The sequence below is a fragment of the Vibrio sp. R10-SG-ISO4 genome (assembly GCF_059834135.1).
In genome coordinates, this window is the sequence record NZ_JCBDHJ010000016.1 from 19563 (window position 1) to 44277 (window position 24715).

Annotated in this window: 15 protein-coding genes; 12 read left to right on the forward strand and 3 right to left on the reverse strand. The window is 47.7% G+C overall.

The annotated features are described in order from the left end of the window. Positions 1-48 precede the first annotated feature (48 nt). From AC6R03_RS09615 to AC6R03_RS09625, 3 genes are read right to left on the reverse strand one after another with little or no spacing between them, the layout of a single operon-like run. Positions 49-2697: an MlaD family protein gene (locus tag AC6R03_RS09615; protein WP_500631046.1), complete on the reverse strand. Its 2649-nt coding sequence runs from the start codon at positions 2695-2697 to the stop codon at positions 49-51. Further along, positions 2690-3949 carry a PqiA/YebS family transporter subunit gene (locus AC6R03_RS09620; protein ID WP_500631047.1) on the reverse strand — a complete coding sequence of 420 codons (1260 nt, stop codon included), beginning with the start codon at positions 3947-3949 and terminating at the stop codon, positions 2690-2692. The genes AC6R03_RS09615 and AC6R03_RS09620 overlap by 8 nt, the downstream gene beginning before the upstream one ends. 42 nt (positions 3950-3991) lie before the next feature. After that, entirely contained in the window at positions 3992-5788 is a 1797-nt protein-coding gene (locus tag AC6R03_RS09625) for an ABC transporter ATP-binding protein (RefSeq protein ID WP_500631048.1), read from the reverse strand. Between the two features lie 88 nt (positions 5789-5876). Between AC6R03_RS09625 and AC6R03_RS09630 the strand changes: the two genes are divergently transcribed. The 12 genes from AC6R03_RS09630 to AC6R03_RS09685 all read left to right on the forward strand — a co-directional run bounded on the left by AC6R03_RS09630 (position 5877) and on the right by AC6R03_RS09685 (position 24711). Continuing rightward, a complete protein-coding gene (locus AC6R03_RS09630) occupies positions 5877-6350 on the forward strand; it encodes a free L-methionine (R)-S-oxide reductase MsrC (RefSeq protein WP_334555386.1) in 474 nt (157 codons plus the stop codon). Positions 6351-6448: 98 nt separating this feature from the next. Continuing rightward, positions 6449-7078 carry an RNA chaperone ProQ gene (gene proQ, locus AC6R03_RS09635; RefSeq protein WP_334555385.1) on the forward strand — a complete coding sequence of 210 codons (630 nt, stop codon included), beginning with the start codon at positions 6449-6451 and terminating at the stop codon, positions 7076-7078. A gap of 17 nt (positions 7079-7095) precedes the next feature. After that, positions 7096-9096 carry a carboxy terminal-processing peptidase gene (gene prc / locus AC6R03_RS09640; protein WP_500631049.1) on the forward strand — a complete coding sequence of 667 codons (2001 nt, stop codon included), beginning with the start codon at positions 7096-7098 and terminating at the stop codon, positions 9094-9096. A gap of 161 nt (positions 9097-9257) precedes the next feature. Next, a complete protein-coding gene (locus AC6R03_RS09645) occupies positions 9258-9932 on the forward strand; it encodes a hypothetical protein (protein ID WP_487902002.1) in 675 nt (224 codons plus the stop codon). Positions 9933-10112: 180 nt separating this feature from the next. Then, positions 10113-12722: an aminopeptidase N gene (pepN, locus tag AC6R03_RS09650; protein ID WP_500631050.1), complete on the forward strand. Its 2610-nt coding sequence runs from the start codon at positions 10113-10115 to the stop codon at positions 12720-12722. A 70-nt stretch (positions 12723-12792) separates the two neighbouring features. After that, a complete protein-coding gene (locus AC6R03_RS09655; protein ID WP_334555382.1) occupies positions 12793-13011 on the forward strand; it encodes a DUF2835 domain-containing protein in 219 nt (72 codons plus the stop codon). 206 nt (positions 13012-13217) lie between these two features. Next, positions 13218-18059: an NAD-glutamate dehydrogenase gene (locus AC6R03_RS09660; RefSeq protein WP_500631051.1), complete on the forward strand. Its 4842-nt coding sequence runs from the start codon at positions 13218-13220 to the stop codon at positions 18057-18059. 86 nt (positions 18060-18145) lie between these two features. Then, positions 18146-19156 carry a quinone-dependent dihydroorotate dehydrogenase gene (gene pyrD / locus AC6R03_RS09665; protein WP_500631052.1) on the forward strand — a complete coding sequence of 337 codons (1011 nt, stop codon included), beginning with the start codon at positions 18146-18148 and terminating at the stop codon, positions 19154-19156. A gap of 190 nt (positions 19157-19346) precedes the next feature. After that, positions 19347-19892, forward strand: a complete 546-nt coding sequence (locus tag AC6R03_RS09670; RefSeq protein ID WP_500626311.1) for a cell division protein ZapC — start codon at positions 19347-19349, stop codon at positions 19890-19892. Between the two features lie 514 nt (positions 19893-20406). After that, positions 20407-22542, forward strand: a complete 2136-nt coding sequence (gene rlmKL / locus AC6R03_RS09675) for a bifunctional 23S rRNA (guanine(2069)-N(7))-methyltransferase RlmK/23S rRNA (guanine(2445)-N(2))-methyltransferase RlmL (protein ID WP_500631053.1) — start codon at positions 20407-20409, stop codon at positions 22540-22542. A 32-nt stretch (positions 22543-22574) separates the two neighbouring features. Further along, positions 22575-22817 carry a glutaredoxin family protein gene (locus AC6R03_RS09680; protein WP_487901995.1) on the forward strand — a complete coding sequence of 81 codons (243 nt, stop codon included), beginning with the start codon at positions 22575-22577 and terminating at the stop codon, positions 22815-22817. Next, on the forward strand, positions 22795-24711 hold the full coding sequence (locus tag AC6R03_RS09685) for an ABC transporter ATP-binding protein (protein WP_500631054.1): 1917 nt from the start codon (positions 22795-22797) through the stop codon (positions 24709-24711). Before AC6R03_RS09680 ends, AC6R03_RS09685 begins: the two co-directional genes overlap by 23 nt. Positions 24712-24715: the final 4 nt, after the last annotated feature.

A 24715-nucleotide genomic window follows, 5' to 3' on the forward strand; every position in this document is an offset into this window, starting at 1 on the left:
TGATAGGTGATAGGTGATAGGTGATAGGTGATAGGTGATAGGTCTTGGCTAAGGTTTTGGTATCACCGTTCGCCAGCTGCGCCAGCTCTCTTCTGCTTTCGGGTGCAGGTAGAAGGTATGGCCATCTTGAGCTATCGGCTCGAGCTGTGTTTGTTGCGGCGTGGCAAAGGTGATCCCGCCTCGCACTATGCTTTCAACCGTACCTGCTTTGATATTGGCACCGGTTAGTCCAATCGAGACATCCACACCAGAGGTGTTCCAAAATACGCTATTACGGCGCACTAAATAGGCGTATTCCGGCAGAATATCAATGTCGATATCGACGCGATCGGCAAATTCACCTAACGATACTGCTCGCACTTGGCCCACCTCGATCTCACGATACAAAATCGGGGTGCCACTGGTGACTGAGCCTCGGCTTTCGGTTTGCAATCTAAATTGCACCCCTTTATGAATTTGAGGTGCAGTGTTGAGCGCGAACTGATGTTGGGGCTGGCCATTGCCGGGCTCAACATTGATACTTGGCGTGATCAGATTGTGGATGTTTTTTACTCCCGACAGGCCAATCTCTGCCTGTGATTGCCAAAAGTGCGACCCTGAAACCGCAATGGTTTGGGCGTATTCCGGCAAGATGCGAGCTTGAATTTCAACGCCGCCTTTGGAGAACTCTCCGTTGGAAAATATGGGGGTAACAAGCGTGACTTCGCCGACTTGGACCCCCTTGTAGTGGATAGGCGTGCCTGCTGTGATCGTTGTGCTGCCATCAAAGTGCAAGGTGACACGTTTGCCGTATTTACGTGCGGTTTTGAAATCTTTGTACAGCAACCACTTGTCTTTTTGGCGGTTGTCGACCCCCGGCAAGGAATCAAAAGCAATCCCACCTTGGATGATGGTTTTCAGTGGCGCAGCGGTAATGTTGACTCCCGTTAAAGAGGCGTCCACCTCAACGCCAGAGCGATTCCAGAACACGGTTTGCTCACTCAACAGGTGTTTGTATTGATTTTCGATATTCGCATCGATGATCACACCACCGTCAACTAAGCGAAAATCCGAGACGCTGCCGACTTGCAAGTTGCGATAAAGCAATGGGCTACCTTTGCTGATTGAGGGCAATTCCGGGGCAAACAGTGTGAGGGTTTGCCAGCCAGAGACATTGTATTTGGCAAGCTCAGCCAAAGACTGACTCGCATAAAGCGGATAGCGCTCTTTGGCTTCACCACTGCCTTCACTGACAAAACTCACCGAGCCGGTCAACAGCTGTTTAGCAGGCGGCACAGAGATGTTGAGCCCAGATTCGGTGAGCTCAGCGCTGGCACTGCCGGTGACAAAAAATCGGTTTTGAGAACGGATTAATTCGGAATATTCCGCGTCAATCAGCAGGTCGAACACGACTTGATCATTGATGAGTGATACCTGCGTGATGGAGCCCACCGTGATGCCTTTATAGAGGATGTTCGCCCCGGCATCTAATCCAAACGAGTTGTTAGACGTCAGTTGCAGCGCGACTGAACGTGCTTGCTGCTTGTTAAATTCAAATTGACGCACGGCGTTAAACTGCCTTGCGCGCTGACCATCTCCGGGGATCAAGGTGAGGTAATTACCTTGGACTAAGTTAGCCAAGTTTTCCACACCCGATAGCGAGACTTTCGCCTCTTCGAGAACAAAACGACTGCCGGTGGTGAGCATATCGCTGAATGCTGGTTGAATCGCGGCGGAAGCGATGATTTTTTCGCGTCCTTCACTGAGCTGCAATCCGGTAATCTGCCCGACCTCAATACCACGGTACATAATGGGCGCCCCTGAGGCCTTGATATGGTTGTCGTCAGGTAGCGCAATTTGGATGGCGATACCGCGTCCTGCGGTCTTTAGGTCACGGTACAAACGAAACTCTTCGTTGTCTTCGACGGGCTCTCCGCCATCGGGGGAGTCAACCGCAATAGAACCGCTGAGCAGGGCGCTCAAACTTTCCAGTCGCACATCGACCCCTTCAAAGCCAATATTGGCGCCAATGCCACTGACGTTCCAAAAACGGCTCTGATCGGTAATGATGTGGCGATATTGCTCGCGGATTGACGCTTTGATGAGGACGTTCTTCGCGTCGTCATCCAATTTGTAGCTGTAGACTTCGCCAATTGGGATTTTTCGATAGACGATCTGTGATCCGATAGAGATTCCACCCAGATCGCGCGATTTCAAGGTGATGTTTAACCCTTGACGTGCGAGAAGATCGGACGGGGCGCGATCCAGCGCGGTATAAACACTCTTAGGTTCAGACGCTTCATCACCGGGTTGAATCGCAATGTAGTTCCCTGATACCAGAGCATCCAAACCGGAAATGCCGGAAAGGCTGGCGGTCGGTTTGACCATCCAAAAACGCGTATCTTGACCAAGTAACTGAATCGCTTCGGGATAGATGTCGACATCCACGTAAATGTTGTCCAGATTGCTCGACAGGTTGATGTCGCGCACCATGCCCACTTCGAGCCCTTGGTAGCGAATGGTGGTGCGCCCGGCGACCAAACCTTGTGCATCAGAAAAATAGATCTGCACGCGCTGGCCTGCATCCTGTATGGCTTTAAACACCAGCCAACCTGCCAGTGCCATGGTCAAAATTGGCAATATCCATAGCGGCGATAAGCCTTTATTGCGCTTAATATCTGGCGTGTAAGCATTCTGATTGGGCGAAGCATTACTCATGCGAAGGGGTGTCCTTGTAGGAGGTTTTAGGGTGGTTATCCCAAATGAGTCTTGGGTCGATACTGTCTGCGGCCAGCATGGTTAAGATGACCACGATACCAAAAAAGACGGCGCCGTACCCTGGGGTAAAATTCAAAATTTGGCCACGGTCAACCAAGGTCATCATGATGGAGATAACAAACAGATCCATCATTGACCAGCGGCCAATCCACTTGACGATAAAGTAGATTTTCATTCGATAAATATGATTGATCGAACGTTGAAAATGGATAGCGAGCAAGATGTACGCTAAGCCGAGAATCTTTGCGACCGGAACGACAATACTTGCGATGAAAATGATGGCCGCAATGCCCGCCATATCATTGTTCACCAATGAAGCAACACCCGAGAAGATGGTGTCTTCTAAACGTTGTCCGTTGGTGATTAATATCGAGATTGGGATCAGGTTGGCGGGAAAAATCGCTATCGTTGCCGCCACCAAGTAAGCCCAGGTTGTTTGGACTGAGCGCGGTTTACGATGATGGATAGGTTTTTCGCAGCGGCGACAGTGCGTACCTTCTGGCTGTGACAGGTGGCAATGGTGGCAGTGGAGCGATTTTTCGCCCAGAGTTAATGTCTCTTCAGGCAGGTAGGCTTCCCAATAACGTCGGATACTAATCCGGGTTAAGAGTAGTACGGTCGCTAACTGCAATAGCACTAGGCCATAAAGCCCGACACCGACGAAGATGTCTGAATAGTCTTGCAACTTGAAGCAAGAGATCGCAACGCTAACCAGAAAGACATCAATCATCACCCAATGCTTGAGTGCCGCGATGGTTTGCAATGACCACTTAAGTAAAGAGAAGTGGCGCTTGGCGAGGGCAATGTGGGCAAGCAGAACGCTCGAGCACACCAAAAACGGCGCAATCGAACTGCAAAAAAACACCAGCAGTGCTAACCATGTAAAGCCTTCATCAATGAGCGCGATAATACCGGCCGGGAGTGTCGCTGGGATCATGACACCAAACAACCGGATACTGATGAAGTCAAAAAAGTGCGAGGGAATAAACAGCATCAAACAGGTGATGGCGATGGCTAAGTTGCCAGAGAGAGAAGGGGTGCCACCCCGATAGAGTTGCGTTCCACAACGCGGACAAAATGCGCTCTTTCCTTGTTCTACCTCACAGGTGTCCACTGCGAGCTCGCAGCCATGACAAAGACGAACTTGGCGAATCTCGCTAGTGTGAGAGTGGAGCGGCGAGGCGCGTTTCATTGAGTGCCTCTTTGTGTGACGTTGTCACTATTAAGGCAGTATTTAGACGTGAGTTTGTACCGCGCCGTAAAGCGTTTGATATAAACCTTGCTGTTCGACCAGTTCGCCATGTGTCCCTGCCTGAGTGACTTGTCCATCTTCTAAAACGTAAATCAGATCCGCCTGTTTTACGGCAGATAAGCGATGAGCAACGATTAGAGTTGTGCGTCCCTTCAAAAATTCCGTTAAAGCACGGTGGAGGGCGGCTTCCGTTGCGGTATCCAACGCTGACGTTGCTTCGTCTAAAATAACAAATTTTGGATTGCTCAGCACCATGCGCGCAATGGCCAACCGTTGGCGCTGTCCACCGGACAAACGAATCCCGTTGCGGCCCACTTGCGTCTCGAGACCCTCACTGAGTTGACGAATGACATCGTGCATTTGTGCAATCTCTAGGGCTTGCCACAGCTGCTCATCCGGGTAGTCTGATCCAAGGGTCAGATTATGCCTCAGGCTATCGTTAAATAGTATAGGTTGTTGTAATACAACAGCAATTTGATCTCTAATGATATCGAAACTGATATCCTGACATGGCTCACCATTGAAACGAATGATGCCAGAGTCCGGCTGATAAACACCGATTAACAATTGAATTAAGGTAGATTTGCCTCCGCCACTTGCTCCAACCAGTGCGACTTTTTTGCCTGCCGGGATGTTGAGCGATAAATCGCGCAACACCTTGTTTTCCTCATTATAAGCAAAGTTGACCTTTTCTATCGAGACGTCGACTTCTCGGTCTGCCGTGAATGGATTGACGGTTGACACTGGGCGCTGCTCTTCGCCAATACTCAATAGGCTATTGATGCGAGTCAATGCCGCTTTAGCGCTGTACCACGAAAACTGAATGCCCAACAATTCTTGCACAGGGCTGAGCATAAACCACAGATAGCCAAACACTGCGAAGATTTGACCAATCGTCAGGTCGCTAAACAGCACCATTAACATAGCGACAGCGCGAAACAGCTCAAAGCCAAGTAGGAATAGTAAGAAGGAGACACGCCCTGCCGCTTCCGATTGCCAGGCGTACTTGTCAGCATCGGATCGGATCTGATCGGCCTGTTCGGTTAACTGTTTGAGATACGCTTTTTCTTTATTTGCGGCGCGCAATTGATAGATGCCATCGAGTGTCTCTATCAACCGATTTTGAAAGCGCTCGAACGATTGGTTTTCGCGCTTTTTAAGATGTTTCACTTTGCCGCCCAGCAAGCGGGAGAAGTAAATAACCACCGGATTAACCAGTAAGATGAACAGCCCCAAGCGCCAATCTAACCAGAGCAAAACAACAGCGGTGCCGAGAACGGTCAGTAGGCTTATCAGGAACTTGCTTAACGTAGAGCCAATAAACTGGTCAATGGTTTCAACATCGGTAATCAAGTGGGCATTGATGCCGCCACTGCCTCTTGTCTCGTATTCCTTCATGCTGATGCGACCCAATTTGTCGATCATCTTACGTCGCATTTCAAAAGTAATGGTTTTGGAGACCAGAGTGAACTGACGGCTCTGAACAATGTTCAGTGCCTGGCTTGCCGTGCGCATCACAATGACCAGTAGTAAGGTCAACACTATATAGCCGGTAGGGGTATGAAAGTTACTCGGCAAGAGCCATTGCATGGCACGCAGCCCGGCTCCGGGTTGGTCTAATAGCACTTCATCGACCATCAATGGCATCAAGAGTGGGATAGGGACACTGATTAAAGTCGCAGCAATCGCCACCAAATTCGCAGCGATTAACTTGGTCTTATGAAGTTTTACTTGAGTTATCAACCAAGAACGGCTAATAGTGTTGGGATTATCAATCATTATAATGAGAATGCTTACTATTTAGTTTGTGCGGATTGTACGCACAAACCGTGTGGAAGTCTCTAGTTTTCAATCGGATGTATATACAATGAACATAGAACAATACCAACGTTTAACCAAGCAAGCGGTTGCACTTATCGAATCAGAAACAGACCTTATCGCCAATCTCTCCAATGTCAGTGCGCTATTGAATATGGAGCTGGAGAACCTTAACTGGGTGGGCTTTTATCTGATGAAAGACGGTGAGTTGGTATTGGGTCCATTCCAAGGCAAGCCTGCGTGTGTACGTATTCCCGTTGGTAAAGGAGTGTGTGGTACCGCGGTCGCCACTAACAGCGTTCAACGTATCCATGACGTACACGAATTCGAGGGCCACATTGCGTGTGACGCCGAGAGTAATTCAGAGATCGTGATTCCTTTTTCAATCAATGGTGAAATCCAAGGCGTGCTTGATATTGATAGCCCAAGTGTGGGGCGTTTCAGCGAAATTGACGAGCAGGGGCTAACATTTTTGATGACTGAAGTGGAAAAGCTGCTTAATTCGCACGCTATCGCGGCATAATTTGCCTATTGGCTGTGGTTTTTCATTTGCAGGTCACTATAATACCTCAATTAAAACTCTTAATGCTCGCGGACAAGCCGCAATAACCAGGAATCCTCATGGAAAACACTGAAAAGTTAAAAAACAGCAAAGAAGTGATTGCATATATTGCTGAATGTTTCCCTAAGTGCTTTACTTTAGAAGGTGAAGCAAAGCCGCTTAAAATCGGTATTTTTCAAGATCTTGCGGACCGTCTCAATGACGACCCAAAAGTGAGTAAGACCCAGCTTCGTGCAGCGTTAAGACAGTACACTTCATCATGGCGTTACCTACATGGTGTTAAGCCAGGTGCAGTACGTGTAGATTTAGACGGTAACCCAGCGGGTGAACTGGAAGAAGAGCACGTTGAACATGCGAAAACTGCACTAGCAGAGAGCAAAGCAAAAGTTCAGGCTCGTCGTAAAGAACAAGCTCAAAAAGCGCGCGAAGAAGGGAAGGCTAAAGCGAAACCGGCAGCGAAAAAGCCGCAGAGCCGCCGCCCACAACAAAGTAAAGAACAGAAAGCCAAACAGCCTGTAGAAACGCGCGCATTGAATGCAGACGAAATGACCGTCGGCAACCAAGTGAACGTGAACATGGGCAAAGGAAATATGGCTGCGACTATCGTTGAAATCAATAAGGAAGATGTGCGCGTCCAACTGTCTAACGGCCTACAAATGGTTGTGAAAGCGGAGCACTTGCGCGCATAAAGGAGAATCTCCTACGCATGAAATGCCGTTCAAAACTCTCGCTGATTGCTGCTGGCCTCTGGCTGGCAGCGTCTTCAGCCCATGCTCTTGAAGCTAAACTGAGTCTAAAAGACTTACCCGTACTCGCTCCCGAGACTCAACACGAAACTGCCAGTAAGCGCGTGACTTCTCGATTCACACGCTCTCACTACAAACATTTCACTCTCGACGATACCTTCTCTCAAGCCATTTTCGATCGCTACATCGAAATGCTCGACTACAACAAAAATATCTTTACTCAAGCGGATATTGACTCGTTCAAAGAGTGGGCGGTAGGGATTGACGATCAGCTCAAATCCGGCAACAACCAAATTGCGTTTGATGTCTATAACTTGTCGATGAAGCGTCGTTATGAACGTTTTCAAACTGCTCTGGCGCTGCTTGATGACGAAATGACGTTTGATGTCGATGAAAGCATTGAGCTTGACCGCAGCAAAGCCGCTTGGCCAAAAGATAAAGCTGAGTTGGATGAGTTGTGGCGTAAACGTGTTAAGTATGATGCATTGAATCTCAAACTCACAGGTAAAGAGTGGAAAGAGATCAAAGAGGTGCTTGAGAAACGTTACAACAATGCGCTTAAGCGTCTCAGCCAAACGCACAATGAAGATGCCTTCCAGTTGTACATGAATGCCTTTGCGCGTGAAGTTGACCCGCACACCAGTTACCTCTCTCCGCGCAGTGCTGATCAATTTCAAACTGAGATGAATTTATCGCTCGAAGGAATTGGTGCAGTGTTGCAGATGACTGATGACTATACTGTCATTCGTTCATTAGTGGCTGGTGGACCGGCATCGAACAGCAAGCAGTTGTCCGAAGGGGATCGTATTATTGGTGTCGGCCAAGATGGTGAAGCGATCGTTGATGTTATCGGTTGGCGCCTTGATGATGTGGTTCAATTGATCAAAGGGCCGAAAGGCACTAAGGTGAATTTGCAAATCTTGCCTGAGGGTAAAGAGGCGAAATCGCAAGTCATTACTATCGTGCGCGACAAAATTCGTTTAGAAGATCGTGCGGTCAAATCAGAAGTGATTGAGCGTGATGGTAAGAAGATTGGTGTGCTCGAAGTGCCGAGTTTTTATGTCGGCCTATCTAAAGATACCGACGAGCAAATCTCCCAACTGAAAGCGAAAGGTGTCGATGGCATCATTGTCGATCTCCGCAACAACGGCGGCGGTGCGTTAACCGAAGCCACTGCGCTATCTGGTCTCTTTATTACTAGCGGTCCGGTGGTGCAAGTTCGCGACAGTTATGGCCGTGTGAACGTGAATGCAGACACAGACGACAAAATCAGCTACGACGGACCGATGACGGTATTGATTAACCGTTATAGTGCGTCCGCGTCAGAAATTTTTGCCGCTGCGATGCAAGATTACGGTCGAGCGATCATTCTCGGTGAGAACTCATTTGGTAAAGGCACTGTGCAGCAGCACCGCTCTCTCAACCATATCTACGATTTGTTTGATAAAGAGTTGGGCTACGTGCAGTACACGATTCAAAAATTCTATCGAATCGATGGTGGCAGTACGCAAAACAAAGGTGTAGCACCTGACATTCCTTTCCCAACCGCTGTAGACGCGGATGAAACCGGGGAGAGTGTCGAAGATAACGCTCTACCTTGGGATAGTATTGATCGCGCCAATTACACGGTGTTAGCACGTAACGATGCCTTGATTTCTGCATTAGACGACAAGCACAAAGCGCGTATTGCCAACGATTTAGAGTTCGGTTTTATCGCTCAAGATATTGAAAAGTATCGTGCTGAAAAAGATGACAACGCTTTGTCTCTCAATGAAAAAGTGCGTAAAGCGGAGAGTGAACAGGCAGATAAAGAACGCCTGGCTCGCATCAATTTACGTCAAAAAGCATTGGGTGAGGAGCCGTACACCGATCTTGACGACTTACCCAAAGACTACGAAGCGCCTGACGCTTATTTGGATGAGTCGGTGGCGATCATGGTGGACATGTTGAAGTTGCAGTAAGTCGGCATCTTTCCTGTTACCTGTCTTGTAATCCGCAAATAACACCAAGCGAGCCTATGTGCTCGCTTTTTTTGTGCAGACAATTAATGTGATTTGGATCTAATTTTTCGCGTATTCGTAAAACCCTACCTAAGCTTTAAGAAAAGAGTGAGGGATGCGTGATGAAATGGATCGGACTAATTCTTTTAATGGGTAGCGCGTGGGTCAGTGCAGAAAGGCTCTCGCCCGAAGTACACGACAACAGTGATCTTACTCAATTTGATCACCCTTTCTTGTTGGGGGACTGGTATCTCGTCAATCCGAGTCCTGATGAATCAGCAGAAAACTTTCTCGCCATCAAGCTTTCGTTAAGCTCCAACTATCAGTTTCAAATCGACATTCAGAAGCGAGACTACTCGGTGGATCATTGGCAAGGTCTCTACACAGCCAACGATGATACCCTAATACTCGGACTCAACTCTTCTGAGCCACAAGCGTACCGCTATTCGGGTAATCACCATTTGCTTAATCTCAACGGTGTGACATTTACTAAGGCGCTCTCCAATTCACTGGCTGGCATTTGGTCGAGTCAGAGTTTAGGCGGGCACGATGTCTCAGCCAGTGATGTTGATAAGATGGATTTAGTGCTGCAACCCGACTTTGTGTTTATGTTCCGTGTCAGCAACGATGAAGGAGATGAAGCGGTGCATCGCGGCGTCTATTACACAGAAGGTGAACACCTTGTACTTCTCTACGAAAATGGCGAGCACGAAACACGTTACGTACTCGACAGTGATACCTTGACACTTGAAATGGAAGAAGGGGCGCTTTATGCGGTGCTCGATCGCGTTCGCTAGTGATATCGGCGAATCGATGGGTGATATATAGACAAAATGTGTTCTACATGAATAAAAAGCGAGGTTATTGTCGTCAATACCTCGTTTTTTTGATTGGCTAGAGGTAAGCTAATTACGTTTGCCCACGAGTGCTTGATGCCCGTGTTGGCTCATCTCATATTCAGTCAAAAGGATTCAGACATGGCTCAGACTCCACAAGCCAAATATCGCAAAGATTATCAATCGCCTTCTCATACGATTTCTACTATAGACCTCACCTTTGATTTGCATGATAACCAAACGGTGGTTACGGCTATCTCTAAAGTTCAGCAATGCAAAGAGAGCAGTACCTTACAGCTCGATGGTGAGAACTTAACTTTGGTTTCGCTGCAAGTGAATGGTGAGGTTTGGAGCGATTATCAGCAGACGGAGAGCACGCTGACCATCAACCAGTTGCCGCGCGAGTTTACACTGACCATAGTGACGCACATTGATCCTGAAGCCAATACCGCGCTTGAAGGCTTGTATAAATCGGGCGGTGCGTTTTGCACCCAATGTGAAGCGGAAGGTTTTCGTCGAATCACCTATTACTTGGACAGACCTGATGTGTTGGCCAAGTACACCACTAAAGTGATTGCAGACAAGGCGCAATACCCCTATTTATTGAGTAACGGGAACCGAGTGGCCGCTGGCGATTTAGATCATGGCCGTCATTGGGTTCAGTGGCAAGACCCACACCCTAAGCCGGCGTATCTGTTTGCTTTGGTCGCTGGGGATTTTGATGTTCTGCGCGACACCTTCGTGACTCGCTCTGGCCGCCCTGTCGATTTAGAGATTTTTGTCGACAAAGGCAACTTGGACAGAGCGCCTCACGCGATGACCTCCCTAATCAACTCAATGAAGTGGGACGAAGAGCGTTTCGGTCTTGAGTATGACCTTGATATTTACATGATTGTCGCTGTCGACTTTTTCAATATGGGCGCGATGGAGAACAAAGGACTCAACATCTTTAATTCCAAGTATGTGTTGGCCAATGAGAACACCGCGACCGATAGCGATTATCTTGGTATTGAAGCGGTCATTGGCCATGAGTACTTCCACAACTGGACGGGTAACCGCGTGACCTGTCGTGACTGGTTCCAACTCAGTCTCAAAGAAGGGTTGACCGTGTTCCGTGATCAAGAGTTTTCTTCTGATCTTGGTTCGCGCGCTGTCAATCGTATCAACAACGTACGCATTATTCGTGGACCGCAGTTTGCCGAAGATGCCAGCCCGATGTCTCACCCAATTCGTCCTGACAAAGTGATCGAGATGAATAACTTCTACACCTTAACCGTGTACGAAAAAGGCAGCGAAGTTATTCGAATGATGCACACGTTATTGGGTGAAGAGGGCTTCCAAAAAGGGATGAAGCTTTACTTTGAACGCCACGACGGCACTGCGGCGACTTGCGAAGATTTTGTTTCCGCCATGGAAGATGCATCGGGTGTCGATCTCAAGCAATTCCGTCTCTGGTACAGCCAGTCAGGAACGCCGACGGTCAGTGTGACCAGTGATTACGACAGTGATGCCAAGACGTTTACCTTGCATGTCAAGCAATCGACTGAGCCGACGCAGGATCAGCAAGACAAACAAGCGTTGCACATTCCTTTTGATGTCGAGTTATACGCCCCAACGGGAGAAGTTGTTGGGTTACGCTGTAACGGAAAGCCGATTCATCATGTTCTCGATGTCACTCAAAGTGAGCAGAGTTTTGTATTCGAAGATGTCGCTGAGCGTCCGATCCCATCGTTATTGAGAGAGTTCTCCGCTCCAGTGAAGTTGGAGTACGATTACAGTGACGATGAATTAACCTTCCTTATGGTTCATGCTCGCAATGACTTTGCGCGTTGGGATGCAGGCCAAATGTTATTAGCAAAATACATTCGCAGTAATGTTGAACGTATTCAGCAAGGTAATGTCGATGTCGCGCTACCGGATGCGCTGATTGATGCGTTCCGCGGCGTACTCTTGTCTGATGTTCTTGAACCTGCGTTTATTGCAGAGATGTTAGCGCTGCCAAGTCACAATGAAGTGTCAGGTTGGTACAAGCAGGTCGATGTGGATGCCATTGCTGCGGTACTTAAAGGCATTAAAGTTCAACTTGCACAGCAGTTAGAGGATGAGTTCAGTGCGCTGTACCATGCTCTAGTGCAAAGTGACTATCGAGTTGACCATCAAGCGATTGGCCAACGTGCACTTAGAAACACGGCGCTAGCGTATTTAGCGTATACAGAGCAGGGGAATCGTCTCGTTGAAGCGCAATATGATCAGGCCAACAACATGACGGACACCATGGCGGCTATGACCGCAGCAAATAGCGCGCAGTTACCGTGTCGCGAGCGTTTAATGAGTGACTACAGCGAGCAATGGCAACATGATGGATTGGTGATGGACAAGTGGTTCATATTGCAAGGGACCAACCCAGCGGGCAACGCACTTGATGTGATCAGGTCGACTATGAATCACAGTGCGTTTAGCTTGAAAAACCCTAACCGTACGCGCAGTTTGATTGGTTCTTTCTTGAACATGAACCCTGTCGCTTTCCATGACAAATCTGGTAAAGGTTATGAGTTCGCGGGCGAAATCTTAAGAGAACTCAACAGCTCGAACCCTCAGGTGGCGTCGCGTTTGATTGATCCTCTGCTTAAGCTGGGTAAATACGATGAGCAGAGACAAGCGCTGATTCGCAAAGAGTTAGAAGCGCTGAAATCGATGGATAACCTTGCCAAAGACTTGTTCGAAAAAGTCAGCAAGGCGCTAGAAGCCTAAGTCATCCACTACCCAACAGTAGCACGTAATTGTGCTACTGTTTATTTACACAGTAATGCATTAATAACTCATGAACCACTACTATTTTTCGCTCAATATCTCTTATCAATCGTTTCTAAACCACTACAATGGTGCGGCGAGCCAGATATTGGTAACCACGGACAATGGACTTCGTTTGCAACTGCCAGCGATGCGTTTTCGACCGTTTGTCAGTCAAATCGGCTTGAAAGGACGATTCAGATTAACAACTGACCAGAATAACAAGTTTATTAAGTTAGAAGTTCTGTGAGAGATTGATTTCATAGAAGTTTAAATAGAACCTTAATCACATTCTCAAACATTTCACCTCCTACCACTCCTAAAAGAATTAACCATTTATCAATAAAGCTTTTACAATAAAGCGGCATTACCCGTGTAAAGCACTATTCTTACAACTAAAGAACGATGCTTACGACATCCCCCTACTTAAAAAAATTCTAATAGTGGAGTGTGAATATGACCGCGCGTGAAACCCTAATGCCGGTTCTGCTTGAAAAAGTCTACAAGCTGATTCAAGACAAACTCGAGCTTGCTCATCAACCTTTAGTCACTCAACTTGCTCAACACCTGTTCAGTAATATTGCTCAAGACGACCTGATTGAACGAAACGAATCGGATCTCTACGGTGCGGTCGTCAGTTTGTGGCATCACATCAATGAAAAGAAACCCGATGAGATATCGGTTCGCGTCTTTAACCCGACGGTAAGCCGTCAAGGTTGGCAATCGACGCACACTATCGTTGAAATTGTCGTCCCCGACAGTCCATTTCTTGTCGACTCAATCAAAATGGCGCTGAGCCGTTTAGACATGGCGTCACATCTGATGTTGCATGGTCCAACGCAAATCGAACGCGGTGCCAAAGGGGTGATTAAATCGATTAATGAGGGTGAGGGCGCGTTGCAATCGCTGTTTCATATCGAAGTGGATAGACTCAGTGACAAATCGGCGATGACGTCACTCAAAGATGAGCTGATCAAAATTCTCACCGATACCGGTATGGTGGTCAAAGATTGGCGTCAAATGGTTGAGAAACTTGAATTAGTGACCAACCAACTGGAAGCACAAAAAGAGCGTATTCCCGTCGAAGGGGATCGCTATGAAGATACACTGAACTTTTTGCGTTGGCTTGGCGATCACAACTTCACCTTCATGGGTTATAAAGAGTATGACCTCGTCTCCACAGACGGCGATACAGAACTGCGCCCGACCAAAGAACAAGGTCTGGGTTTGTTTGCTAATCCCGATCGTGTGCGAAGCGTGAAACTGTCTGACTTCCCTGATTCTGCGCGACTCGAAGCGAAGAAACCCTTTTTATTGATTGTGACCAAAGGAAACGTCGCTTCTCGTATTCATCGTCCTGCGTATACCGATTACATCGGGATCAAAAAATTTGATGAGAATGGCAAAGTGGTTGGTGAGCATCGTTTCACTGGGCTTTACACTTCTGCGGTGTACAACCAAAGTGTGGCGAGCATTCCACTGATTCGTGAAAAGGTCGAGCGAATCCTCAAAGCCAGCGGGTATCGCGAAGGTTCCTACTCATACAAAGCGCTACACAATATCCTAGAAAACTATCCGCGTGATGAACTGCTGCAAGCCAAGGAAGAAGAGTTGCTTGAAGTCGGTATGGGCGTGGTGCAGATGCAAGACCGTGACTTGCTGCGTCTGTTTGTGCGCAAAGACCCGTTCGGTCGTTTCTTTAGCTGCATGGTCTACGTGACAAAAGATCGTTACAACACCGAGCTGCGCCGACAAACTCAACGCATCTTGAAACAGTATTTTGGTTGTGAGCAAGAAGTGGAGTTCACCACTTACTTCTCTGAAAGCCCACTGGCAAGAACCCACTACATCGTTCGTGTTGACAATAACAACATGGACATTGATGTGAAAACAATAGAGCAAAATTTAATGGAAGCATCGTCGACTTGGGATGATCGTCTCTCTGATGCGATCGTTGCGAACTTTGGTGAGAGCAAAGGGTTGCCGTTGTCGAAAGAGTACAACCGCGCTTTCCCACGATCCTATAAAGAAGATGTGATGCCAGGCTCGGCCGTCGCCGATATTGAGCGCCTCGAAGCGCTCAGTGACGACAACAAACTGGGCATGTTGTTCTATCGTCCGCAAGAACTGGCCAAAGATTCGAAATCGGTGAGACTCAAACTTTACCACCGTGATGAGCCGATTCATCTTTCGGATGTCATGCCGATGTTGGAAAACTTGGGGCTGCGCGTCATCGGTGAATCTCCGTACGAAGTGCACAAAGCTAATGGACAAGTTTATTGGATCCTGGATTTCTCGATGCTGCATAAGAGCGAGAAAACCGTTGATCTTCGCGTCGCACGCGATCGTTTTCAACAAGCCTTTGCGTCAATCTGGGCGGGAGACCTAGAGAGCGATGGCTTTAACCGATTGGTTCTTGGAGCTTCGCTAACTGGTCGTGAAGTCTCGATTCTACGCGCTTATGCTCGATACATGCGTCAAGTCGGCTTCCCATTTAGCCAACAGTACATTGAAGAAACACTGAGTCATTACCCTGATCTTGCCAAAGGCCTAGTCACGCTGTTTGCTAAGCGCTTTGATCCTAAATTCAAAGGTAGCAAAAAAGGACAAGCGGACTTAGTCGAGAAAATGACTGAGCAGCTTGATCACGTTGAAAGCTTGGACGATGACCGCATCATCCGTCGTTACATGGAAATGATCACCGCGACGGTTCGGACCAACTATTATCAAGTGGATGACCAAAACCAGCCTAAACCTTGGCTCTCGTTAAAACTTCAGCCGCGTAAGATCCCAGATATTCCTCAGCCGGTTCCGGCCTTTGAAATTTTCGTTTATGCGCCGGACATTGAAGGTGTTCACTTGCGTGGCGGAAAAGTCGCGCGTGGCGGCTTACGTTGGTCGGATCGTCAAGAAGATTTCCGTACCGAGATTTTAGGTTTGGTAAAAGCGCAGCAAGTGAAAAACACCGTGATTGTGCCGGTGGGCGCGAAAGGGGGCTTCGTCTGTAAACGTCAACACACACTGAGCGGTCGTGACGAAATCTTTGCTGAAGGTCAGCGCTGTTACAAACGCTTTATTCGTGCGCTGCTTGATGTGTCTGACAACATCATTGAAGGGGAAGTTATCGCGCCGAGTCATGTCGTGCGTCATGATGAGGATGACCCGTATCTTGTTGTTGCAGCGGATAAAGGCACCGCGACGTTCTCGGATTTGGCGAACTCAGTATCTGCAGAATACAATTTCTGGTTAGGGGATGCGTTTGCCTCTGGGGGCTCGAACGGTTACGACCACAAAGCAATGGGCATTACGGCCAAGGGGGGTTGGGAGTCGGTCAAACGACATTTCCGTGAAATGGGCATCAACTGTCAAACGACAGATTTTACCGCGATTGGTGTGGGTGATATGGCGGGGGATGTGTTTGGTAACGGCATGCTGCTATCGAAGCATATCCGCTTGCAGGCTGCTTTTAACCATTTGCATATTTTCATTGACCCTGATCCTGATTCTGCGAGCAGTTGGGAAGAGCGCCAACGTTTGTTTAATCTACCGCGTTCAAGTTGGGAAGATTACAATCCGGAACTTATCTCCAAAGGCGGCGGTGTGTTCTCACGCAAGTCGAAGTCTATTCCTCTTTCCCCTGAGATCCAAAAAATGCTAGGGGTGAAGAAAGCGTCGGCAGCACCAAATGAACTGATCAAACTGATCCTGCAAATGAAAGTCGATTTGTTGTGGAACGGCGGTATCGGTACTTACGTGAAATCGTCTAAGGAGACGCATTCGGATGTTGGTGACCGTGCGAACGATGTATTGCGTATTGATGGACGCGATCTGCGCGCTAAAGTGGTCGGTGAAGGTGGCAACTTGGGCATGACTCAACTCGGTCGAGTGGAGTACGCGTTGAAAGGTGGCCGCGTCAATACTGACTTTGTTGATAACGTCGGCGGTGTTGATTGCTCGGACAATGAGGTCAACATTAAGATCTTCCTCAACGGATTGGTGGCGAATGGTGACTTAACGGTTAAACAGCGCAATCAAATCCTAGAGTCGATGGAAGATGAGGTCGGTGAGATTGTTCTTGAAGATGCGTATTGCCAATCTGAATCGATCTCTGTCACCGAACACCAAGGTACATCACTGGTTAAGGAGCAAATTCGCTTCATCCACACGTTAGAAAAAGCGGGTCAACTGGATCGAGCGTTAGAGTACATTCCTGACGATGAAACCTTATTAGAGCGAGAAAAGCAGGGTAAAGCGCTGACTCGTCCTGAGCTCTCTGTGCTGGTGGCGTATGGCAAGATGGTTCTGAAAGAAGAATTGGTGCACGACGACATTGCCAATGATCAGGTGCATGCGCGGCAACTGATACAATACTTCCCAACAGAGTTACGCCGTAACTATACTCAGCAGATGGACAACCATCCACTGAAAGCCGAAATCATTGCCACCATGCTCGCCAATCAAATGGTGAATGAGATGGGGTGCAATTTTGTGACTCGACTCCGTGAGGAGACGGGAGCACATGTCGTCGATATTACCAATGCGTATGTCGCCGCACGTGAGATCTTCGGTTTGGGTGAGGTGTTCACGCAACTTCGTGCTCTTGATAACCATGCCTCGACCGACGCTCAGTATGACATGATGTTTTATGTTCGACGTACGTTGCGTCGTCTGTCGCGTTGGTTGATCCGTAATCGTACTGGTCGCCAATGTGTCAAAGCCATGATTGATCTCTATAAAGCAGACGTAGAAACCATCAAACAGCAACTTGATACCATGTTGGTTCCGGCGGAAGTGGAAGAGCACAACCAGATGGCAAACCGTTGGATTGAGCAGGGCGTATCCGAAGCGTTAGCGAGTTATGTTGCGCGTTTGTCGAGTCTATACTCAGTACTGGATATATCCACAGTGGCTCGTGAAAAAGGCAAATCGGTTGAGCAAAGTGCAAAACTCTACTACAACTTGGGTGATCGTTTGTCTCTCCACTGGTTCTTGAAACAAATCAATACTCAAGCCGTAGACAACCATTGGCAAGCCTTGGCTCGCGCAGCATTTAGAGAAGATCTTGATTGGCAGCAACGTCAGTTAACTGGGCAAGTGTTGAGTTGCAACTGCGATCCCAAAGATCTTGATGTAATGAAAGCACTCGATGACTGGATTGAGAAAAACGAAGTGTCGCTCCATCGATGGGAAAATATTCTCAACGAGTTTAAAGTGGGGGCAGTCCATGAATTCGCCAAGTTCTCAGTCGCATTGCGTGAATTGATGCTCCTCAACCTAAACTGCTCTGCCAATGAGTAACCGTTTGCGTTAATCGTTGAATTATTCGGTAAAACGTTGAATAATACTGCCCCGTTTATACGGGGCTTTTTTCTTTCGGAGGCACAATGCTTTACCGTCTTGCCAGAGCTGGCTTTTTCCAACTTGATGCCGAGAAGGCACACGATCTCGCCATTGAAAACTTCAAACGTTTTACCGGCACACCATTGGATCTTTTCTACAGACAGCAACTCCCGCATCGCCCAGTCGAGTGCATGGGTCTGACTTTCCGCAACCCAGTAGGCCTTGCAGCGGGTCTGGACAAAAATGGCGAATGTATTGAAGCCTTTGATGCCATGGGTTTTGGTTTTGTCGAAGTAGGGACGGTCACACCACGTCCGCAACCGGGTAACGACAAGCCGCGTTTGTTTCGTCTTGTTGAAGCACAAGGGATCATCAACCGCATGGGTTTCAACAACCTCGGCGTCGATAATCTTGTCGAGAATGTTAAAAAAGCCAAGTATGACTGCGTACTTGGTATCAATATCGGTAAGAACAAAGACACACCGATCGAAAAAGGTGCCGATGACTACCTAATCTGTATGGAGAAGGTTTACCAATATGCGGGTTATATCGCTGTCAACATCTCCTCACCAAACACTCCGGGACTACGTTCGTTGCAATATGGTGAAGCGCTCGATGAATTATTGAGTGAACTCAAAGCCAAACAAGCAGAGCTTGCTGAAAAACACAGTAACTACGTGCCATTAGCACTTAAGATCGCACCAGATCTGAGCGATGATGAGATCAGCCAGATCTGTCAGTCGCTCCTTAAGAACAATATCGATGGTGTCATTGCGACTAATACGACTCTCGACCGATCGATTGTGGAAGGAATGAAACACGCCAACGAAGCAGGGGGCCTAAGTGGTCGTCCAGTGCAATCTCGCAGCACCGAAGTTGTGCGACGTTTACATGAAGAGTTGGGGGATGCGATCCCTGTGATTGGTGTGGGTGGTATCGACTCATATGTCGCCGCCAAAGAAAAACTGATGGCAGGGGCAAAGCTAGTACAAGTTTATTCTGGTTTTATCTACCACGGCCCTGGCTTAGTGAAAGACATTGTCAAAAATCTATAATCTGTCCCTGTATTTCTGGATAGAGTGACGCCGTCACCTGATAAATATATCACTATAAATAGAGTAATCTAAGAGGAAATGAGAATTCATTTCCTCTTTTTTTTTGCCAATGAGTGCATAAAATCAGCCTTAAGACTTGGAAAGGTAATTAAGCGTTTTACCTAAACCCATCAGGCGAAGAGACGGAACGATGCTTAAACCCAGTGACAAATGGACTTGGTACTATGATGACACCGAAGGGCACCTTATGCTCGATCTCGGTGACAACATGGTCTTCAAAACCAACCTTTCCCGCAAACTTATCGTAGACTGTGCCGTTGGCGTTAACGAATTTAGCGTTGATGATGCGTCTGCATTTCAAACGTACAAAGAGCAAATCTCTCTCCTTGGTCTTAGTGAACCGCGTCAAGCTGAGCTCGCACTCTACTGTGTAGCGGCTAAGCGTTTTCACAAGCCGGTTCAGCCGAAAAGCTGGTTTTTCGACAATATTTCTGACGGTGAACAACCCCTTGAAGAGGGCGATTTTGTTTATCTGTCGAATCAGCTTAGCCAAGGTTATTTTATTGTTTTGGAAGTTGGGGATAGCGCCAGCCTGTGTGCCCAGGTTAGTCTCGAAGCATTTCACCTCAACCCTTCTAAATCACTCCAGTTTGGCCAAGCCATTAAGGTGATGCATGATCGCATGCGTGTGGCCAACCAACAGTTTCAAACACAACCTATGGCGCTGGTGGGCTAGCTGTTAGCGAATTAACGATAAGACTCTCCTCGTTGTATTCATTCCTTTGATTCATTTTTCATTTCCATCGGCCAAGCGCCGATTTTTTTTTTCTTAATTTTGAGCGTTTATCTGTCTCACAAGTGTGAGTTAGTTGCCAGTTTTGCTCAACAAGTGACCAGCTAAACCACGCGCTCTGAACCCTTACAATCATCAAATTCAACGAAAAATTCCTCTATTGAGGTATTTCTGAAATAAAATTACACTGAAAATGCTATCTGGTATATACCAGCTTGGGTGTAAATAAGTATTCACTTCGCTTTAAAGGTACGTAGCGTCGTTGCTTACAAAAAGTGAAGTTGGATTAGGTACGACAAATCATGGGTATGCCGTTCGGAGCACCATAAACAGGATGAGTGGTGAATGAATCATCGATTAACGTAGTAATTAAGTGAGATAAAGTGCGCAGGGAGTAACGCAATGAACGAATGTCGGTTATAATGCTGGGTCATTTTTTAAAGAAATAAACATCACTATGCATCAATATCTTGCGGTTACATCCAATGGTATGGAGAACCTGTTAGTTGAAGAGCTGACGAACTTGGGAATAGAGAACGCGAAACCTGTTCAGGCAGGGGTTCGCTTTAAAGCCACGAATGAGCAAGTGTATCGTGTGTGTCTATGGAGCCGTTTGGCCTCACGTTTTGTTCGCGTGCTTTCAGAGTTCACCTGTAATGATGATATGGATCTTTACCTTGCTGCCTCTGCGGTCAACTGGGTCAACCATTTCCACAGCTCAAAGAAGTTAGTCGTGGATTTTAACGGCACAAACCGCGAGATTCGTAACAGCCAGTATGGAGCGATGAAGGTCAAAGATGCGGTTGTCGATTGCTTTGAAAAGAAAAACTTACCCAGACCGTCGATCAGTAAAGATCATAGTGATCTTCGTATCCATGTCCGCTTACACAAAGATAAAGCCTTGTTAGGTATTGATATGGTCGGTGGCGGCTTACACCAACGGGGTTACCGTAGCGAATCTGGCCGAGCGCCATTGCGTGAGACACTCGCTGCAGCCATTATCGGACGCAGTGGTTGGCAAGCAGGCAGTAACCTACTTGATCCTATGTGTGGCTCTGGCACCTTGCTAATAGAAGCTGCGATGATGGCAGCCAACATGGCGCCAGGCGTCAAACGCTCAAAGTGGGGCTTTGAATCCTTAGAAGATTTCGAACCTGAGGTGTGGGCGGAAATTAAATCTGAAGCGGCGGTTCAAGCTCGTCGTGGTGTCAAGAAAGTTGACTCTAAGTTTTACGGATTTGATAACGATAGCCGCGTGATTCAGATTGCCAAAGATAATGCCCGTCGCGCGGGTGTTGATGGATTGATCCACTTTGAGGTGGGTGACGCAACAAAAGTGACACGCCCAGCGGATTTCGATTCTGGAGTCGTGATCTGTAACCCACCTTACGGTGAACGTCTAGGTACGCATCCTGGCTTAATTGCGCTTTATACGGCGTTCGGCGCCCAGTTGAAGGCGGAATTTGGTGGCTGTCACGCGTCAATATTCTCAAGCTCTGATGAGTTGCTTAGCTGTTTACGCATGCGTGCAGAGAAACAGTTTAAGTTAAATAATGGTGCGTTACCCTGTCACCAGAAGAACTACTCGATTTCAGCTCGCTCAGCAGAGTCACGTAAAGATGCAGAGTCGGGTGAGACTCGTCAAAGCAGTATTGCACCTGATTTCTCAAATCGACTCAAAAAGAATCTCGCGAAAATTGGAAAGTGGGCGCGTAAAGAAGAGCTTGATTGCTATCGCGTCTACGATGCAGATCTGCCCGATTACAACGTGGCGATTGACGTGTACTGCGATTACCTCGTGATTCAAGAGTATGCTGCGCCTAAAAGTATTCCAGAGGAGACGGCAAAGCGACGTCTAACCGACATTATCCGAGCGACGATTGAAGTGACGGGGACCGATGCGAATAAAGTCGTACTCAAAGTCCGTGAGAAGCAGAAAGGGCGCGCTCAATATCAGAAGTTGTCGCAAGAGTCGCGGAAAATGGAGGTTTCCGAGTACGGCGTGAAGCTGTTTGTGAACCTACATGATTATCTCGATACCGGCCTGTTTTTAGATCATAAAATCACACGTCGCAGACTGGGAGAGATGGCAAAGGGTAAGGACTTCCTGAACCTGTTTGCGTACACAGGTTCTGCGACCGTCCACGCTGCGTGTGGTGGTGCAAAGTCGACCACCACCGTCGACATGTCCAAAACCTATTTAGATTGGGCGAAAGAGAACATGGCGTTGAATGGTCAAGTGGGGCGTCAACACCGTTTCGAGCAAGCCGATTGTTTGCAATGGCTTGAGAAATCGACGGCTCAGTTTGATCTCATCTTCATTGATCCCCCGACGTTCTCGAACTCAAAGCGCATGGAGCAGTCGTTCGATGTGCAAAGAGATCACATTCAACTGATGAGCCAGCTGAAACGCCTATTGCGCAATGACGGTATGATTGTGTTCTCCAACAACAAGCGTCACTTTAAGATGGAAAATGATGCACTGTCCGAGCTTGGTTTGGAGGCAAAGAATATCTCACACCAAACGTTGCCGATGGACTTCGCTCGCAATAAACAGATTCATAACTGCTGGTTGATCACGCATCGCCAGTAAACTCGGTGTATGAACAAGGATAGAGAGCATCGATGATTACTTTATACAGCACTGAAGGATGCCATCTCTGTGAGATGGCGTTTTCGCTCTGTCAAAGTGTCGGCATTGACCGTCTCGTTGAGCACGTCGATATCGCGTTCGACGATAAGCTCTTCTCTCGTTACGGTGTCACTATTCCTGTGCTTCGCGCAAACGAGAGTGAGCTTAATTGGCCCTTTGACAAACAACAACTGATTCAATGGTTAGAGAATAATGGCATTACTTACCATCAATAACGGATTACTCGCATACGGTGATCACCCTTTACTTGACCACGCAGACTTCGCATTACAAGACAATGAGCGTGTCTGTTTGGTTGGGCGAAATGGCGCTGGTAAATCGACGCTCATGAAAGTGCTCGCGGGCGAAGTGCTGCTTGACGACGGTAAACTGACCGTCACGCAAGATGTGGTGGTATCACGTCTTGAGCAAGATCCGCCACGAAATCAAGAAGGCACCGTGTTTGATTATGTCGCGGGTGGACTGGCTGAAATTGGTGAGCAAATTAAGATCTACCAAGATCAACTCGATCTATTAGCGGTTGATCCATCTGAGCAAAACATCAACAAATTAGCCCGTATTCAGGAGCAACTTGAACATACTGGTGCGTGGCGTTTCGAAGACAGGATTAAAAACGTCCTAGCCGCGCTTAAACTTGATGGCCACACTAAATTGACCGACTTGTCAGGTGGATGGCAGCGTAAAGCCGCATTGGCACGCGCTTTAGTGCGTGATCCCGATGTATTGCTGCTTGATGAGCCGACTAACCATCTCGATGTGACCACGATTGAGTGGTTAGAAACCTTCCTTAAAGATTTTCGTGGTTCCATCATCTTTATCTCTCACGACCGCGCTTTTATCAAATCTATGGCGACGCGCATCGTTGATCTCGATCGCGGTCAGCTTGCCTCGTTTCCCGGTGACTACGACAACTATCTCGTGGAAAAAGAAGAGATGTTGCGCGTTGAGGAGATGCAAAACGCAGAGTTTGATAAGAAACTGGCGCAAGAAGAGGTTTGGATTCGTCAGGGCATCAAAGCCCGTCGTACGCGTAACGAAGGACGTGTTCGTGCGCTGAAAAAGTTACGCGAGGAGCGTCTCGACAGGCGAGAAGTGCAGGGTAAAGCGAATATCCAGATTGATGACGCTGCGCGTTCAGGAAAAATTGTTTTCGAAGCGCAGAACATCAATTACTCCATTGAGGGTAACCCAATTGTGCGCGATTTCTCTTTCAATATCATGCGTGGCGATCGGATTGCATTGGTTGGGCCGAATGGATGCGGGAAGAGTACGCTTCTCAAGCTGTTACTTGGCTCTTTACAGCCTGATAGCGGTAAACTCCACTGTGGAACTAAACTGGAAGTCGCTTACTTTGACCAGTATCGAGAAATACTAGACCCGGAAAAGACGGTGATCGACAACCTTGCAGACGGTAAACAAGAAGTGATTGTCGGCGGAAAGCCAAGGCACGCACTGAGCTACCTGCAAGATTTCTTGTTTGCGCCAAAACGCGCGCGTACACCGGTAAAAGCGCTCTCTGGCGGTGAAAAAAACCGACTACTTCTGGCGCGTATCTTCCTCAGACCGAACAATTTATTGGTGCTGGATGAACCCACCAACGATTTGGATATCGAAACTCTGGAACTTTTAGAAGATTTGCTTGCCAACTATCAGGGTACGTTGCTTTTGGTGAGCCACGATCGTCAGTTTGTTGATAACACAGTGACGACCAGTTGGATCTTTGAAGGTAATGGTGTGATTGAAGAGTTTGTTGGTGGCTACCACGATGCTCAGCAACAAAGAGCACAAGCGCATCAAACTCGCGTGGTGGAAAATTCAGCAAAAGCAGTCAAACAAGTTGAGGAAACTCCCAAATCTGCAGTCACTAAGGCAAAGCCGAAGAAGTTATCTTATAAACTGCAGCGAGAATTAGAAGCCTTACCCGCTAAGTTGGAAGAGCTCGAGGCGCAAATTGAAGCGCTACAAGGGCAGGTGAATGACCCAGATTTCTTCGCCAAACCGACTGAGCAAACACAAACGATTTTAGATAAGCTCGCTCATACAGAGCAAGAGTTAGACGTTGCTTTCGAGCGTTGGGAAGAGCTCGAGGCAATGCAACAGGAAAGTTAAACAA